13 protein-coding genes are annotated in these 13,758 nt (G+C 66.3%); 9 read left to right on the forward strand and 4 right to left on the reverse strand.

The window, feature by feature from the left end; all coding sequences use genetic code 11:
- The first annotated feature begins 7 nt into the window (after nucleotides 1-7).
- The 8 genes from lptC to DN824_RS05675 all read left to right on the forward strand — a co-directional run bounded on the left by lptC (nucleotide 8) and on the right by DN824_RS05675 (nucleotide 5,494).
- Nucleotides 8-580 (forward strand): LPS export ABC transporter periplasmic protein LptC, encoded by a 573-nt coding sequence (gene lptC / locus DN824_RS05640; protein ID WP_138407366.1) that lies wholly within the window; start codon nucleotides 8-10, stop codon nucleotides 578-580.
- The gene (gene lptA, locus DN824_RS05645) at nucleotides 567-1,112 is read left to right on the forward strand and encodes a lipopolysaccharide transport periplasmic protein LptA (protein WP_138407367.1); all 546 of its coding nucleotides are present in this window, start codon (nucleotides 567-569) and stop codon (nucleotides 1,110-1,112) included. Before lptC ends, lptA begins: the two co-directional genes overlap by 14 nt.
- Nucleotides 1,112-1,837 (forward strand): LPS export ABC transporter ATP-binding protein, encoded by a 726-nt coding sequence (gene lptB / locus DN824_RS05650; protein ID WP_138407368.1) that lies wholly within the window; start codon nucleotides 1,112-1,114, stop codon nucleotides 1,835-1,837. The genes lptA and lptB overlap by 1 nt, the downstream gene beginning before the upstream one ends.
- 148 nt (nucleotides 1,838-1,985) lie before the next feature.
- Nucleotides 1,986-3,488 carry an RNA polymerase factor sigma-54 gene (locus DN824_RS05655; protein ID WP_138407369.1) on the forward strand — a complete coding sequence of 501 codons (1,503 nt, stop codon included), beginning with the start codon at nucleotides 1,986-1,988 and terminating at the stop codon, nucleotides 3,486-3,488.
- Nucleotides 3,489-3,562: 74 nt separating this feature from the next.
- Nucleotides 3,563-3,871, forward strand: coding sequence for a ribosome hibernation-promoting factor, HPF/YfiA family (gene hpf, locus DN824_RS05660; protein ID WP_138407370.1), 309 nt, complete (start codon nucleotides 3,563-3,565; stop codon nucleotides 3,869-3,871).
- A gap of 10 nt (nucleotides 3,872-3,881) precedes the next feature.
- Entirely contained in the window at nucleotides 3,882-4,346 is a 465-nt protein-coding gene (gene ptsN / locus DN824_RS05665) for a PTS IIA-like nitrogen regulatory protein PtsN (RefSeq protein WP_138407371.1), read from the forward strand.
- 9 nt (nucleotides 4,347-4,355) lie between these two features.
- Nucleotides 4,356-5,213 carry an RNase adapter RapZ gene (rapZ, locus tag DN824_RS05670; RefSeq protein WP_138407372.1) on the forward strand — a complete coding sequence of 286 codons (858 nt, stop codon included), beginning with the start codon at nucleotides 4,356-4,358 and terminating at the stop codon, nucleotides 5,211-5,213.
- Nucleotides 5,214-5,221: 8 nt separating this feature from the next.
- Nucleotides 5,222-5,494 (forward strand): HPr family phosphocarrier protein, encoded by a 273-nt coding sequence (locus DN824_RS05675; RefSeq protein ID WP_138407373.1) that lies wholly within the window; start codon nucleotides 5,222-5,224, stop codon nucleotides 5,492-5,494.
- Between the two features lie 42 nt (nucleotides 5,495-5,536).
- Here the strand turns inward: DN824_RS05675 and pmbA are convergent, their stop codons facing one another.
- Entirely contained in the window at nucleotides 5,537-6,883 is a 1,347-nt protein-coding gene (pmbA, locus tag DN824_RS05680; RefSeq protein ID WP_138407374.1) for a metalloprotease PmbA, read from the reverse strand.
- Between the two features lie 106 nt (nucleotides 6,884-6,989).
- Here pmbA and yjgA point away from each other — a divergent pair, with 106 nt between their 5' ends.
- Nucleotides 6,990-7,511, forward strand: a complete 522-nt coding sequence (yjgA, locus tag DN824_RS05685; RefSeq protein WP_138407375.1) for a ribosome biogenesis factor YjgA — start codon at nucleotides 6,990-6,992, stop codon at nucleotides 7,509-7,511.
- A gap of 36 nt (nucleotides 7,512-7,547) precedes the next feature.
- Here the strand turns inward: yjgA and tldD are convergent, their stop codons facing one another.
- The 3 genes from tldD to DN824_RS05700 all read right to left on the reverse strand — a co-directional run bounded on the left by tldD (nucleotide 7,548) and on the right by DN824_RS05700 (nucleotide 13,732).
- Nucleotides 7,548-8,990 (reverse strand): metalloprotease TldD, encoded by a 1,443-nt coding sequence (gene tldD / locus DN824_RS05690; RefSeq protein WP_138407376.1) that lies wholly within the window; start codon nucleotides 8,988-8,990, stop codon nucleotides 7,548-7,550.
- A gap of 2 nt (nucleotides 8,991-8,992) precedes the next feature.
- Entirely contained in the window at nucleotides 8,993-9,841 is an 849-nt protein-coding gene (locus tag DN824_RS05695) for a carbon-nitrogen hydrolase family protein (protein ID WP_138407377.1), read from the reverse strand.
- A gap of 72 nt (nucleotides 9,842-9,913) precedes the next feature.
- Nucleotides 9,914-13,732: a YhdP family protein gene (locus tag DN824_RS05700; protein ID WP_138407378.1), complete on the reverse strand. Its 3,819-nt coding sequence runs from the start codon at nucleotides 13,730-13,732 to the stop codon at nucleotides 9,914-9,916.
- Nucleotides 13,733-13,758 lie beyond the last annotated feature (26 nt).

A 13,758-nucleotide genomic window follows, 5' to 3' on the forward strand; every position in this document is an offset into this window, starting at 1 on the left:
GGTTCATATGCTGCGCAAACTTCGTCTTCCCGTCGGTTTCGCCCTCCTCGCCGCCGTGCTGGTCGCCGTGGGTTACTGGAACATCCGCCCGGAAACCTTCATGGCGTCGCCGCCGGCCATCACCGCCGAAGAACCCGAGATCGACTTCTATGTCGTCAACTCGCGCACCGTGCAGTATCAGCCCGACGGCCGTCGCCACTACGAGCTGACCGCCGACCGCGTCGAGCACATCAAGGCCAGCGACATCAGCCTGCTGACCCGCCCGGACCTGAACCTCTACCGCGGCAGCGACCTGCCCTGGCATGTGCGCAGCGACCGGGGAGAAGTGTCACCAGAAGGTACAGAAGTGGAATTGATCGACAACGTGCGGGTCGAACGCAACGACGAAAAAGGCAGGCCGACGATCCTGACCACCAGCAGGATGACGGTATTGCCGGACGAGCAATATGCGCAGACCGAGCAAGCCGTTAGAATCGAGGCCGCCAACGGGGTCACTACCGCGACCGGTATGAAAGCGTATTTGAATGACGGCAGGATGCTCCTGCTGTCCAACGTAAGAGGCCAGCATGAGGTTCGTTAACCCCCTTTCCCTTCTCGGCCTGGCGGCGGCTCTGCTGGCCAGCACGAACCTCTGGGCACTGCCCGAAGACCGCAACCAGCCGATCCGTGTCCAGGCCGACAGCGCCGAGCTCGACGATCGTCAGGGCGTGGCCGTCTACCGGGGCGATGTGGTCATCACCCAGGGCTCGATGAAGATCACCGGCAACACCGTGACCATCACCCAGAACCAGAACGGCGACGTCGAAGTGTTCACCGCCATCGGCAAACCGGCCTACTACGAGCAGAAGCCCGCCGCCGACAAGCAGATCGTGCAGGCCTACGGCCTGACCATCCAGTACTTCGCCAGCAACGAGCGCATCGTGCTGCTCGATCAGGCGCGCGTGGTCCAGGAAGGCAACACCTTCGAAGGCGAGAAGATCGTCTATGACACCCAGCGCCAGATCGTCAATGCCGGGCGTGCCACCGGCGCCGAAGTCACCTCGCCGCGCCCTCGGGTAGACATGGTCATCCAGCCGCGCAAGCGTGAACAGGCGGCGGAGCAAAGCGAGTAATGGCGACTCTCAAAGCCCAGCATCTGGCCAAGAGCTACAAGAAGCGGCAGGTCGTGCGCGATGTCAGCCTGTCCATCGAAAGCGGGCAGATCGTCGGCCTGCTGGGGCCCAACGGGGCCGGCAAGACCACCTGCTTCTACATGATCGTGGGGCTGGTCAACGCCGACCAGGGCCGCGTCATGATCGACGATCAGGACGTCACCCACCTGTCCATGCACGGCCGGGCGCGCGCCGGGATCGGCTACCTGCCGCAGGAAGCCTCGATCTTCCGCAAGCTGAGCGTGGCGGACAACATCATGGCCATTCTCGAGACCCGCAAGGACCTCGACCGCAGTGGTCGCCAGCAGGCGCTCGAGGCGTTGCTGCAGGAATTTCACATCAGCCACATCCGCGACAGCCTGGGCATGAGCCTGTCGGGCGGCGAGCGGCGTCGGGTGGAGATCGCCCGCGCGCTGGCCACCGCGCCGAAATTCATCCTGCTCGACGAACCCTTCGCCGGCGTCGACCCCATCTCGGTCGGCGACATCAAGCAGATCATCCATCACCTCAAGGCCAAGGGTATCGGCGTGCTGATCACCGATCACAACGTCCGGGAAACGCTGGATATCTGCGAAGTGGCCTATATCGTCAGCGAAGGCAAGCTCATCGCCGAAGGCGACTCGGATGCGATCCTCGACAACCAGCTGGTCAAGGAAGTGTACCTGGGGCACGAATTCCGCCTCTGACGGCGGTTTTTTTGCTGGCCTTCGGATTCGGGTCTAGGCAAAGCCTTCATTACCGGGCATATAATTTGCTTTCTGTCGGCGCCCCGAGCGCCCGTGAAGTCGGAACAGGCGCCGCCGTGCCAGCACTCAAGGTTCAAAGTCCCCTGCCATGAAACCTTCGCTAGTCCTGAAGATGGGCCAGCAGCTGACGATGACTCCTCAGCTGCAACAAGCCATACGATTGCTCCAGCTCTCCACCCTGGATTTGCAGCAGGAAATTCAGGAGGCGCTGGAATCCAATCCCATGCTCGAGCGCCAGGAAGAGGGCGACGATTTCGACAGCCCCGACCCGATGGCCGATGGCGCCGAGAAGGCCTCCGAGAACACCACCGAAACACGTCAGGAAACCACCTACGAGGAGACCATCAACACGGTCGAGAACCTCGAGGACGGCGAATGGAGCGAGCGCATCCCCAACGAACTGCCGGTGGACACCGCCTGGGAAGACGTCTACCAGACCAGCGCCAGCAGCCTGCCCAGCAGCGATGACGACGAGTGGGACTTCACCGCACGCACCTCGGCCGGCGAAAGCCTGCAGACCCACCTGCTCTGGCAGCTGAACCTGGCGCCGATGAGCGACACCGACCGGCTTATCGCCGTCACCCTGATCGACTGCATCAACAACCAGGGCTATCTGGAAGAATCGCTCCAGGAAGTCCTCGACTCGCTCGATCCGGAACTGGGAATCGAGCTCGATGAAGTCGAGGTGGTGCTGCGCCGCATCCAGCAGTTCGAACCGGCCGGCATCGGTGCGCGCGACCTGCGCGAATGCCTGCTGCTGCAGCTGCGCCAGCTGCCCGCCAAGACGCCCTGGCTCGCCGAGGCGCAGCGACTGGTGAGCGATCATCTGGACGTGCTCGGCAGCCGCGACTACAGCCTGCTGATGCGCAAGATGAAGCTCAAGGAAGACGAGCTGCGCCAGATCATCGAACTGATCCAGAGCCTCAATCCACGTCCCGGCTCGCAGATCGAGGCGAGCGAACCCGAATACGTGGTGCCCGACGTCATCGTGCGCAAGCACAACGACCGCTGGATCGTCGAGCTCAACCAGGAGGCGGTGCCGCGCCTGCGGGTCAACGCCCAGTATGCAGGCTTCGTCAAACGCGCCGATTCGAGCGCCGACAACACCTTCATGCGCAATCAGTTGCAGGAGGCGCGCTGGTTCATCAAGAGCCTGCAGAGCCGCAACGAGACGCTGATGAAGGTCGCCACCCAGATCGTCGAACACCAGCGCGGCTTCCTCGACTATGGCGACGAGGCCATGAAGCCGCTGGTGCTGCACGACATCGCCGAGGCCGTCGGCATGCACGAGTCGACCATTTCGCGAGTGACCACGCAGAAGTACATGCACACCCCGCGCGGCATTTACGAACTGAAGTACTTCTTCTCCAGCCACGTGAGCACCTCCGAAGGCGGCGAATGCTCTTCGACCGCGATCCGCGCCATCATCAAGAAACTGGTGGCGGCGGAAAATCAGAAAAAGCCGTTGAGCGACAGCAAGATCGCTGGTTTACTGGAGGCACAGGGCATTCAGGTCGCCCGCCGCACCGTCGCCAAGTACCGCGAATCTCTCGGGATTGCACCGTCGAGCGAACGCAAGCGACTGATGTGACGGCGACCGCCATAGCGTTACGGCGGCAGGCCCTCCGGCCTGCCACCACACGTGGCGAGAAAGGAGAAAGCTGTATGCAAGTCAACATCAGTGGACACCACCTGGTTGTAACCGACGCCCTTCGCGACTGCATCGAGGACAAGTTCGAAAAGCTCGAACGCCATTTCGACCGAATCATCGCGGTTCAGGTAATTCTCTCCGTCGAGAAGCTCAAACAGAAAATCGAAGCGACTCTGCATGTGGCCGGCCGTGAAGTGGTCGCCAATGCCGAGCACGAAGACATGTACGCAGCCATTGATCTGCTGATCGACAAGCTCGACCGCCAACTGATCAAGCACAAGGAAAAACAGCTCGATCGCCACCAGGGCGTCGTCGCCCGCTGATCGCCTCATTATGATCCGACTCGAAACCATCCTGACCCCCGGACGTTCCTTGGTGAACGTCCCGGGCGGCAGCAAGAAACGCGTGCTCGAACAGATCGCAAGACTGGTCGCGCACGACATGCCCGACCTCGACTCCCAGGTCATCTTCGAAAGTCTCGTGGCCCGCGAGAAGCTCGGCTCGACCGGCTTCGGCAACGGCATCGCGATCCCCCACTGCCGGCTCGCCGGCTGCCAAACACCGCTCAGCGCGGTGCTCCGGCTCGACGCACCGGTGGATTTCGACGCCATCGACGGAATGCCCGTCGACCTGCTGTTCGTGCTCCTGGTACCCCAGGCGGCTACCGACGAACATCTGGAGCTGCTTCGCCAGATCGCCAGCATGCTCGATCGCAGCGAAGTCCGTGACCGCCTGCGCCAGGCGCAGACGAGCGAAAGTCTCTACAGCGTGGTGGTCGACGTCCAGAACGGGCAATAGAGGTCTGAAATGCGCCTGATCATCGTCAGCGGCCGGTCCGGCTCAGGCAAGAGCACAGCCCTCAACGTCCTGGAGGACAACGGTTTCTACTGCATCGACAACCTGCCGGCCGGCCTGCTTCCCGAACTGACGGAGCGGGCCCTGCTGCATACCGAGCTGCTGCATCCGCAGGTAGCGGTATCGATCGACGCGCGCAACCTGCCCAGCCATCTGCAGCGTTTTCCAGAGCTGCTCGCCGATGCGCGGGCGCGCTTCATCCAGTGCGACGTGGTGTATCTGGACGCCGATGACGAGACGCTGCTCAAGCGATTCTCGGAGACGCGCCGACGACACCCGCTGACCAACGAGACACGTTCGCTGGCCGAGGCCATTCAGGACGAAAGGCAGCTGCTGGCGCCCATCACCGACCTTGCCGACCTGAAGATCGACACCACCCACCTCAACCTCTATCAGCTACGCGATGTGCTGAAGCTGCGCCTGCTGAACAAGCCGGAGCCCGGCACCGCGTTTCTGATCGAATCCTTCGGATTCAAGCGCGGCATGCCGGTCGATGCCGACCTGGTGTTCGACGTACGCTGCCTGCCCAACCCCTACTGGAAAGCGGAGCTGCGCGCGCAGTCCGGCCTCGACCAGCCGGTCGCCGAATACCTGGCGACCCAGCCCGAGGTGGAAGAGATGTACCAGGACATCCTGGCCTACCTGAACAAATGGCTGCCACGCTTCGCCGCCAGCAATCGGGCCTACGTGACGGTTGCCATCGGCTGCACGGGCGGTCACCATCGCTCGGTCTATCTGGCCGAACGCCTGGGGCGAGCCCTCCGGGAGCCGCTGAAGAATCTGCAGGTCCGCCACCGCGACCTCAGCTAGGAACCGCAATGCCTGCTTGCGACATCACCATCATCAACAAACTGGGTCTTCATGCCCGCGCGGCGGCGAAATTCGTCGGCGTGGCCAACCGCTTTCCCTGCGACATCCGCGTCGGGCGCGACGCCGCCAGCCTGGTCGACGGCAAGGGGATCATGGCAGTGATGATGCTCGCGGCAAGCAAGGGGACCACCCTGCACCTGCGCACCCAGGGCGAACAGGAGGACGAAGCCCTCGCCGCCCTGATCGCGCTGATCGAGGATTACTTCGAAGAAGGCGAATGATCCGTCCGGCTGCCGCCAGCATCCCGGCGGCAGCCCTCCCCCTCAGCTCCCCGCTACTTTCATCCGCTCGATCAGTACCGAACCGGTGCGCACGTTGCCCCGCGTCTCTACGTCGCTTCCCACCGCGACCAGTTGCCTGAACATGTCCCGCAGGTTGCCGGCGATGGTCACTTCCTGCACCGGAAACTGGATTTCGCCGTTCTCCACCCAGTAACCGCCCGCGCCTCGCGAATAATCGCCGGTGACCAGGTTCAACCCCTGGCCCATCAGCTCGGTCACCAGCAGACCGCGCCCCATGCGCCGGATCAGCGCCGCCTGGTCGTCCTCGCCGTGGCTGACGAACAGGTTGTGCACGCCGCCGGCGTTGGCCGTACTCGGCATCCCCAGCTTGCGTCCCGAATAGGTACTGAGCACGTAGGACACCAGGCGACCGTCCTCCACGAACGGCTTGGCATAGGTCGCCAGCCCGTCGCCGTCGTAGCCCGCGCTGCCCAGCGCCTGCCGCAGGTGCGGACGCTCGTCTAGCTGCAGCCACTCGGGAAACAGCGTCTGCCCCAGGGCGCCTTCGAGAAAGGACGCGTTGCGATAGAGGTTGCCACCCGAAATCGCGGCCAGGAAGTGCCCGAACAGGCCGGTGGCCAGGTCGGCGGAAAACAGCACCGGCACGTCGCAGGTCGGCACCGGGCGCGCGCCAAGGCGTCGGACGGCCCGCTCGGCGGCCCGCCGCCCGATCAGCTGCGGGTCGGCCAGCGAGGTGCCGATGCGGCCGACATCGTAGTAGTAGTCGCGCTGCATCTGCCCGTCGCTTTCGGCGATCATCACGCAGCTCAGGCTATGGCGGGTGCTGCAGTAGCTGCCGATAAAGCCCTGGCTGTTGCCATAGGCCCGGCAGCCCTGGTGGGTATTGAGGCTGGTGCCGTCGGCATTGCGGATACGGCTGTCGGTGTCGAAGGCAGCCGCCTCACACGCCAGCGCCTGTTCGATCGCCTGTTCGGGCGTGATCGCCCAGGGGTGGAAGAGATCGAGGTCGGGCAGCTCGCGCGCCATGAGCGAGGCGTCAGCCAGCCCGGCGTACGAATCTTCCGAAGCGTGCTGGGCGATCGCCAGGGCAGCCGCCACGGTCTCGCGGATGTCGTCGTCCGTCGCGCCGGTGGTGCTTGCCGAGCCCTTGCGCTGGCCTACGTAAACGGTGATGCCAAAGCCCTGGTCGCGATTGAACTCGACGGTCTCCACCTCGCGCTGACGCACCGTGGTCGACAGCCCCTGCTCCATCGACACCGAGACCTCGCTGGCGCTGGCGCCTTGGCGCCGCGCTTCCTCGATGATCTGCGCGACCTTCTCGCGCAACCCTGGCAATGCCGCGGGACCGATGCCCTCTACCTCACTCATAAGCGCTCCAAAACCTTCTGCCAACGTGTGCCCCCAACGGCGCCATGCAGGCGACGGCGGTGAGGCTACTGTTATCATGGCGGCCTTTCCAAGTGGACCATGCCCCATGTCTGAATTTTCCGACGCCGATGCGTTCGATGAAAAAAGCAAATCCCAGGTCAAGCGCGAGTTGCATGCACTGCAGGAACTCGGCGAGCGCCTGACGACGCTCAAGCCCGAGCTGCTCGAACGCCTGCCCCTGACCGACGCGCTGCACAAGGCCCTGCTCGATGCGCCGAAGCACAAGGCCCACATCGCCCGCAAACGCCATCTGCAGTACATCGGCAAGCTGATGCGCGACCAGGACATCGAGGCCATTCTCGCGCTGGTCGACCAGGTCGACGCCTCGACTCGCCAGTACAACGAGCGCTTCCACGCCCTGGAGCGCTGGCGCGACCGGCTGATCGGCGGAGACGACCAGACCCTGGAAGCCTTCGTCACCGAATACCCCGAAGCCGATCGCCAGCACCTGCGTGGGCTCATCCGCCATGCGCAGCACGAGGCGGCGCGCAACAAGCCGCCGGCGGCCGCCCGCAAGGTGTTCAAATACATCCGCGACCTGGACGAAACCAAGCGCGGCCTGCGCTAGCGGCTCCGCGCGGTTCCGCCCGCGGCGAAAGAGCCGTCATGCGCCGGTGCCGCCGACGGTGATCGCATCGATCTTCAAGGTCGGCTGGCCCACGCCGACCGGCACCGACTGCCCATCCTTGCCGCAGGTGCCCACACCGCTGTCCAGCGCCAGGTCGTTGCCGACCATCGAGACCCGGTTCATCACCTCCGGACCATTGCCGATCAGGGTCGCGCCCTTGACCGGCGCGGTGATCCGGCCGTCCTCGATGAGGTAGGCCTCGCTGGTGGAAAAGACGAACTTGCCACTGGTGATGTCGACCTGTCCGCCGCCGAGGCTGGCGCAGTAGATGCCACGCTTGACCGACGCGATGATCTCCTGCGGATCGCTCTCTCCGGCCAGCATGTAAGTGTTGGTCATCCGCGGCATCGGCAGATGCGCATAGGATTCGCGGCGGCCGTTGCCGGTGGGCGCGACGCCCATCAGGCGCGCGTTCAGCTTGTCCTGCATGTAGCCGGTCAGCACGCCGTTCTCGATCAGGGTGGTGCACTGGGTCGGGGTGCCCTCGTCATCGACGCTCAACGAGCCGCGGCGATCGGCCAGGGTGCCGTCGTCGACGATGGTGCAGAGTTTGGACGCCACCTGCTGGCCCACCCTGCCGCTGTAGGCCGAGCTGCCCTTGCGGTTGAAGTCGCCTTCCAGACCATGCCCGACCGCTTCGTGCAGCAACACGCCGGACCAGCCGGAGCCGAGGACCACCGGCAAGGTGCCGGCCGGCGCCGCCACCGCTTCGAGGTTGACCAGCGCCTGGCGCAGGGCCTCGCGCGCATACCCCATGGCACGGTCCTCGGCGAGGAAGAATTCGTAGCCGGTACGCCCGCCACCGCCCTGCCCGCCACGCTCACGGCGGCCGTTCTGCTCGACGATGACGCTCACGTTGAAGCGCACCAGAGGGCGGATGTCGGCCGCCAGGCTGCCGTCCATCGCGGCCACCAGGATGTGTTCCCAGACCCCTGCCAGGCTTACCGTGACCTGCTTGATGCGCGGGTCCAGCGCCCGCGTGGCGATGTCGATGCGCTTGAGCAGCTCGACCTTTTCGCCACGGCCCATGCCGTCGAGCGGGTTGTCACGGGTATAGAGCGGCGACTGGGGCGCCTTGGCGAGTACCTCGACGCGCCCGGAGCGACCGCCCCGGGAAATCGAGCGCGCCGCATGAGCGGCCTGTTTCAGGGCATCGGCGGTAATCGCATTGCTGTAGGCGAAGCCCGTCTTCTCGCCGGACAAGGCGCGCACGCCCACGCCCTGTTCGAGATGAAACCCGCCTTCCTTGACGATGCCGTCCTCGAGCACCCAGCTCTCGGTCACCTGATCCTGAAAATAGAGGTCGGCGGCGTCGATACCGGGCCCGGCCAGTTCGCCGAGCAGGCCGGGAAGATCGTCGAGACCCAGCCCACCCGGGGTGAGCAGGCGCTCGGTGACAGGCAACAGCAGTTCACTCATATTCACTCCGTAGTGCCGGTCGGAACGACCTCTGGCACGCTAAATCGACGGTGCGCGTGCACCGGTATGCGCTGGCGGATCGCGGCCTGCTCCGCCGCGTCGCGGTGGATGGTCAGCACCGCTTCGCCCTGGGCCTGCTGGCACAACACCCGGCCCCAGGGCTCAACGATAGACGAATGACCATGGGTCGTCCGTCCGCCGGGGTGCTCGCCGCCCTGCGCCGCCGCCAGGACGTAGCACTGCGTCTCGATCGCCCGGCTGCGAATCAGGGTTTCCCAGTGGGCCTGCCCGGTCACCGAGGTAAAGGCCGAAGGTGCGCAGATGAGCTCGGCGCCGCCCTCCCGCAAGGCGCTGTAGAGCCCGGCGAAACGCAGGTCGTAACAGACGCTCATGCCCAGCCGGCCCACGGGCGTATCGACCACCACCAGCCGGTGCCCTGCGGCGTACTGGTCCGATTCACGGTAGACCCTGCGGCTGTCGGCGACCTCGGCGTCGAACAGGTGAATCTTGTCGTAGCGCGCCACCCGATTGCCGTCGGCATCGATCAGCAGCGAGCAGGCCAGCGGCTTGCCCAGCGGGTCGTCATCGGGCGGCAAAGGCACGGTGCCGGCGACAATCCATAACCTGAGGGCGCGGGCCGTCCGTTTCAACCAGGGCAGGATCGGCCCGCTTCCGTCGGCCTCGGCTCGCGCCAGCCCCGCCACGTCCGGATGGCCCAGCGCGGCGAAGTTCTCGGGCAGAACCGCCAGCTGCGCGCCGGCCTGCGCCGCCTGCTCCAGGAGCCTGCCGGCGGCAGCCAGGTTGGGTTCTATCTCGGGCCTGCTGACCATCTGGATGACGCTGATCGCCACGATGCGCACCTTGTGCAAGGGTTTGCTGCGCGCCTGGCTCCGATGGCTGTCCCGGTGCCTGGCGCGCGAGCGTTACTGGGGTTTCTCGAACGGCCTGTCGAAGGTGATCGAAGGGGTCTGCCAGGGACCTTCCACCTTGTACTGGACGGTCGCGAAACGGGCCAGGCGATCGCCCAGCAGCCTGTCGGCGATGAACAGCGCACCGCCGATGGCCGGGGCCCCGACGATCAGGGCGGCCAGCGGCAGGTTGTTGGTCACGGGCAAGGTCACCAGCAGTCTGGCATCGATGCGATCGGCCGGCATGTCGAGGATGCCGTCCAGCTCGAGGTTGCTGGACGGGCTGGTGACGGTGATCGGCTCACGGGTCCGGTAGACGCCCTGCTCGGCACTGAGCTGGCCCTTCATCCGGTCGTAGCCGAGGCCCTTGCCGAACAGATCGGAGAAATCCAGCCGCAGCCGCCGGCCGATCGAGTTGAAGTTGAGCAGGCCGAACACCCGCAACGCCTGGGCACTCCCCTCCACCTCGACGAACTGGCCCCTGCGCAGACTCGGCGACAGGTTTCCGGAATAGCGCTTGAGGCTCAGCCAGGCCGGCGATCCGGGCCAGCGCCCATCCGCCTCCAGATGGAAGGATTCGCTGGTAACCGTTGGCGCGAAGCCCCAGGCCAGCAGCACGTCCCCCAGATTGCCCCCTTCGACGCGCCCGCTGAAACGGCTGCCCTGAGCCTCCCAGGCGCCGCCCCCCGTAAGCCGCGCCCCCTTGAGGCCGATATCCAGATCACTGAAGGCAAGGCCCTCGGCGGACGGGCGAAGCTTCAAGGACCAGGCGCCCAGCGGCGCCTCGCCCTGGAGAACACGGGCGATGAAGATATCCATGGGCGGGATCGACCTGGGGTCCACACCGGCGAGCGGGTCTTCGGTGGCGGGCGCCGCGTCGGGGCTCGCGTCCGCCGGCGGAAAGCGCAGATGCTGCAGCGTCACGCCAATGACCGCGCCGCGCGCATCGGGCACCTGCACCTCACCGGCCAGCAGCTCGCTCTGCAGACCCAGCTGCCAGCCGGCCGGCGCCCGCTGCAGATCGACATCCAGCTCCTCGATTTCGGTGCCGAAGCCTGCGAAGCGGCCGATCTGCACCTGCGCGTTGCGCAGCAGCGATACGTCCGCGCCACCGCCCGCTCCGCCGCCGGGGGCGTTGCCCTGGCCCGTGACCAGCGGCTGCCAGGCGCTCCAGTCGAGCTGCTCCAGTCGGCCGCGAATCCGCACGCCGCGCTCGTCGGGGAGGCTGGCGCTGCCGCCACCGAGCATCAGCTCGCCACGGCCTTCCAGCAGGCGATCGGCCGGGGCGGCGTAGGCGAGCGCGGCCAGGTCGCCATAGCGCACCCAGTAGCGCCGCTCCGGCCCTTGAAGCGTCATGCGCAACGAGCTGTCTCGCCTGGCGGCGGTCGCCTTGTCGAATGGCGCCGGCAGCTGAACGTTCAGCCCCTGAAGTGATGAATCGATCTGCAACTGGCCGCCTTCGGCACCGAGCATCAGGCGCAATCGGTAAGGCAGCTCGCCGCTGGCTGGCACGTCCTGCTCGAAGGCCAGCCACTGCTTCAGCCGCGCCAGCTCGACACGGCCTTCGGCTTCGATGCGGGTTCCCGGACTGCCCGGCTTGCCGGTCGCCACCGCCCGTCCGCGCACCGGCTTGCCCAGCACATCGGCCTGCAGCTCGCTGGCGCTCAGCCCCTGGCGCGTGTCATAGCGGAAGCGACCGCCGAGCTTCTGCAGTTCCAGTTTCGGCTCGGCGATTAGCAGCCGGGCGCCTTCGGTGGAAAAGTCGGCCAGCACATGCGGCTCGGCTCCGTGATCCAGCGGGATGTCGAGTTCGAGCACGCCGTGCAGCGGACCTTCCCCCTGCCAGCCGGCGAACAGCTCGGCCGTGCCGATGGGCGCCTCGTGGAGAATCTTCAGTCCGTCGGCGACGCTGCCCTCGACCCGACCCTTTATCGCCAGGCGAGGCGCTTCGCCGGGCGCGGCGTGGGGCACGTCGGCAGTGGCCTCGAGGATGCGGCTGTCCAGGATTCGCCCTTCCTCCAGGCGCACCCGCACGCCGCTGTCCTCGATCAGCACTTCGCCCCGCCCTTCGCGAAGCGCGGGCCAGTCGGGCTGGAACGCCAGCTCGGCGTCGTGGACCTGAAAATACAGGCTCAGGCTGCGGGCGCCCTCGCCGGCGTCGCCGTGGAGCGAGCCCTGGTACTGGAAGTAGCCCTTGTCGATACCGCCGCCGCGGATGGCGCTCTTCAGCCAGGCGCCGAGTTCCGGCGCAAGCCCGTGACTCGGCAGGTATTTTTCGGTGAAGCGGGCATCACCGTTGCGCAGCCCGACCCGCAGATCCATGTAGTCCTCGGCCTCGGGGTCGCGCATCAGCCGGATCAGGAAATCCCCGGCAAGGTCGCCTTCCTCGGCGTCCACCTGCAGGTAGGGCGCCGCCAGCGTGAAGGCCCGCTCGTCGAACGTCCAGGTGAGCCGGCCACGGCCGCGCCGGTATTGCCAGGGCTGATCGAACAGCTGGGCGAGATCGAGGGTGAAATCCCGGCTGTCGAGCCTCAGTTCGCCCCGTGCGGGCGTGCCCTGCAGGCTGCCCGTCACATTGGTCGCGCCGGGCGCTCCGTGATAGGCCCCAAAGGCCACGTTCTCGAGGTTGGTGGCGAACTCCACCCGTTCGAGCGGCGCGGCGTCCGGCCGGTAGGCCAGCACGATGTTGCGCAGCGTGCCCGTTGGCTGCAGCGCCTCCAGGGCCTCGGCGGCCTCTTCAGGCAAGGGAGCGAGCGCCTTGGCCAGCGCCGCGATCGGGGCCAGGTCCAGGCGATCCACTTCGAGGCCCCAGGTGCTGGCGTCGGCATCAGGCCGCTCGACCAGACTCAGGGTGGTGCCACCCCAGCGGGAGTCGCCCAGGCTGAATGCCAGCCCGTCGACCAGCACCCGCATGCCGGACTCGGTGCGATCGGCATAGACGGCGACCGAAAGATCGTCGACCTCCGCCGCGGCACGCTGGTCGTAGGCAACCTGCATCCGGGGCGCGTTGAGCCGCACCACCGCGCGCGACAGCGCCTCCCCGCGCCAGCGCAGCCAGGCCTCGCCGCCGGCGACCAGCGTATCGAGCCGCCAGGCCTCGGTCAGTTCCGCCGGAATCCAGCCGGCCCAGTCGCTCTGGGGGAGACGCAGATAGGCATCGAAGCGCCCCTGCCGCCAGCGCTCGGGGTTGACCCGCCCTTCGACGTTCAGCCCCAGCGGCTTGCCGTCGGGCAGCAGCAGCTCGCCCTGCAGGCGCATCCGCTGTCCGAGGGTACGCAACCGAAGGTTGGCGTAGCTCAGGGTCAGGGGCGCGGCATCGTGAGGCTCGAAGGTGATCTGGCTGTCGCCCAGCGACAGGTCGCCGATCTGCTGCAGGGCGCGCAGGACGGCCTCCGGGTCGGCGGGCGGCTGGTCGGGGCGCTGCGGCAAGCCTTCTACCCGCCAGCTGCCATCGGCGTCCTGGTGCAGGCTCAGGTGCACGCCGTCGAACGCCAGCGAGGCAATGCGCAACTGGCGATTCCATAGGCTTTCCACCAGGTCCGGCACCACGGCGGCACGGTCCAGCCGGACCACCGCGTCGCCCTCCCCCAGGAGCACGTCATGGGCGACCACCCGCGGCAACAGGCCCGTCCAGTCACCTTCCAGACGGCCGATCGACACCGGCATGTCGAGCGCCTGCTGGGCGCGCTGCTGAGCTTCGAGGCGGTACTCGGCCACCAGCGGTATCAGTTGCCGGCCCAGGCTGACATAAAGCGCCGCGAGGATCAGCGCCAGGGCCACCAGCCAGAGCGCCTGGCGCACGACGGTGCCCAACAGGGAAACGAGCCGACTCACGAATTCAGACTCCAGCCGCCAGCGGG

Source organism: Stutzerimonas nosocomialis (genome assembly GCF_005876855.1).
Taxonomy (GTDB): Bacteria; Pseudomonadota; Gammaproteobacteria; order Pseudomonadales; family Pseudomonadaceae; genus Stutzerimonas; species Stutzerimonas nosocomialis.

What these genes read in the sequence shown, in the direction of transcription:
- hpf (WP_138407370.1), top strand. Translation starts at nt 3,563, where the DNA reads ATGCAAGTCAACATCAGTGGACACCACCTGGTTGTAACCGACGCCCTT.
- ptsN (WP_138407371.1), top strand. Translation starts at nt 3,882, where the DNA reads ATGATCCGACTCGAAACCATCCTGACCCCCGGACGTTCCTTGGTGAAC.
- yjgA (WP_138407375.1), top strand. Translation starts at nt 6,990, where the DNA reads ATGTCTGAATTTTCCGACGCCGATGCGTTCGATGAAAAAAGCAAATCC.
- rapZ (WP_138407372.1), top strand. Translation starts at nt 4,356, where the DNA reads ATGCGCCTGATCATCGTCAGCGGCCGGTCCGGCTCAGGCAAGAGCACA.
- tldD (WP_138407376.1), bottom strand. Translation starts at nt 8,990, where the DNA reads ATGAGTGAACTGCTGTTGCCTGTCACCGAGCGCCTGCTCACCCCGGGT.
- DN824_RS05655 (WP_138407369.1), top strand. Translation starts at nt 1,986, where the DNA reads ATGAAACCTTCGCTAGTCCTGAAGATGGGCCAGCAGCTGACGATGACT.
- DN824_RS05675 (WP_138407373.1), top strand. Translation starts at nt 5,222, where the DNA reads ATGCCTGCTTGCGACATCACCATCATCAACAAACTGGGTCTTCATGCC.
- lptA (WP_138407367.1), top strand. Translation starts at nt 567, where the DNA reads ATGAGGTTCGTTAACCCCCTTTCCCTTCTCGGCCTGGCGGCGGCTCTG.
- pmbA (WP_138407374.1), bottom strand. Translation starts at nt 6,883, where the DNA reads ATGAGTGAGGTAGAGGGCATCGGTCCCGCGGCATTGCCAGGGTTGCGC.
- lptC (WP_138407366.1), top strand. Translation starts at nt 8, where the DNA reads ATGCTGCGCAAACTTCGTCTTCCCGTCGGTTTCGCCCTCCTCGCCGCC.
- lptB (WP_138407368.1), top strand. Translation starts at nt 1,112, where the DNA reads ATGGCGACTCTCAAAGCCCAGCATCTGGCCAAGAGCTACAAGAAGCGG.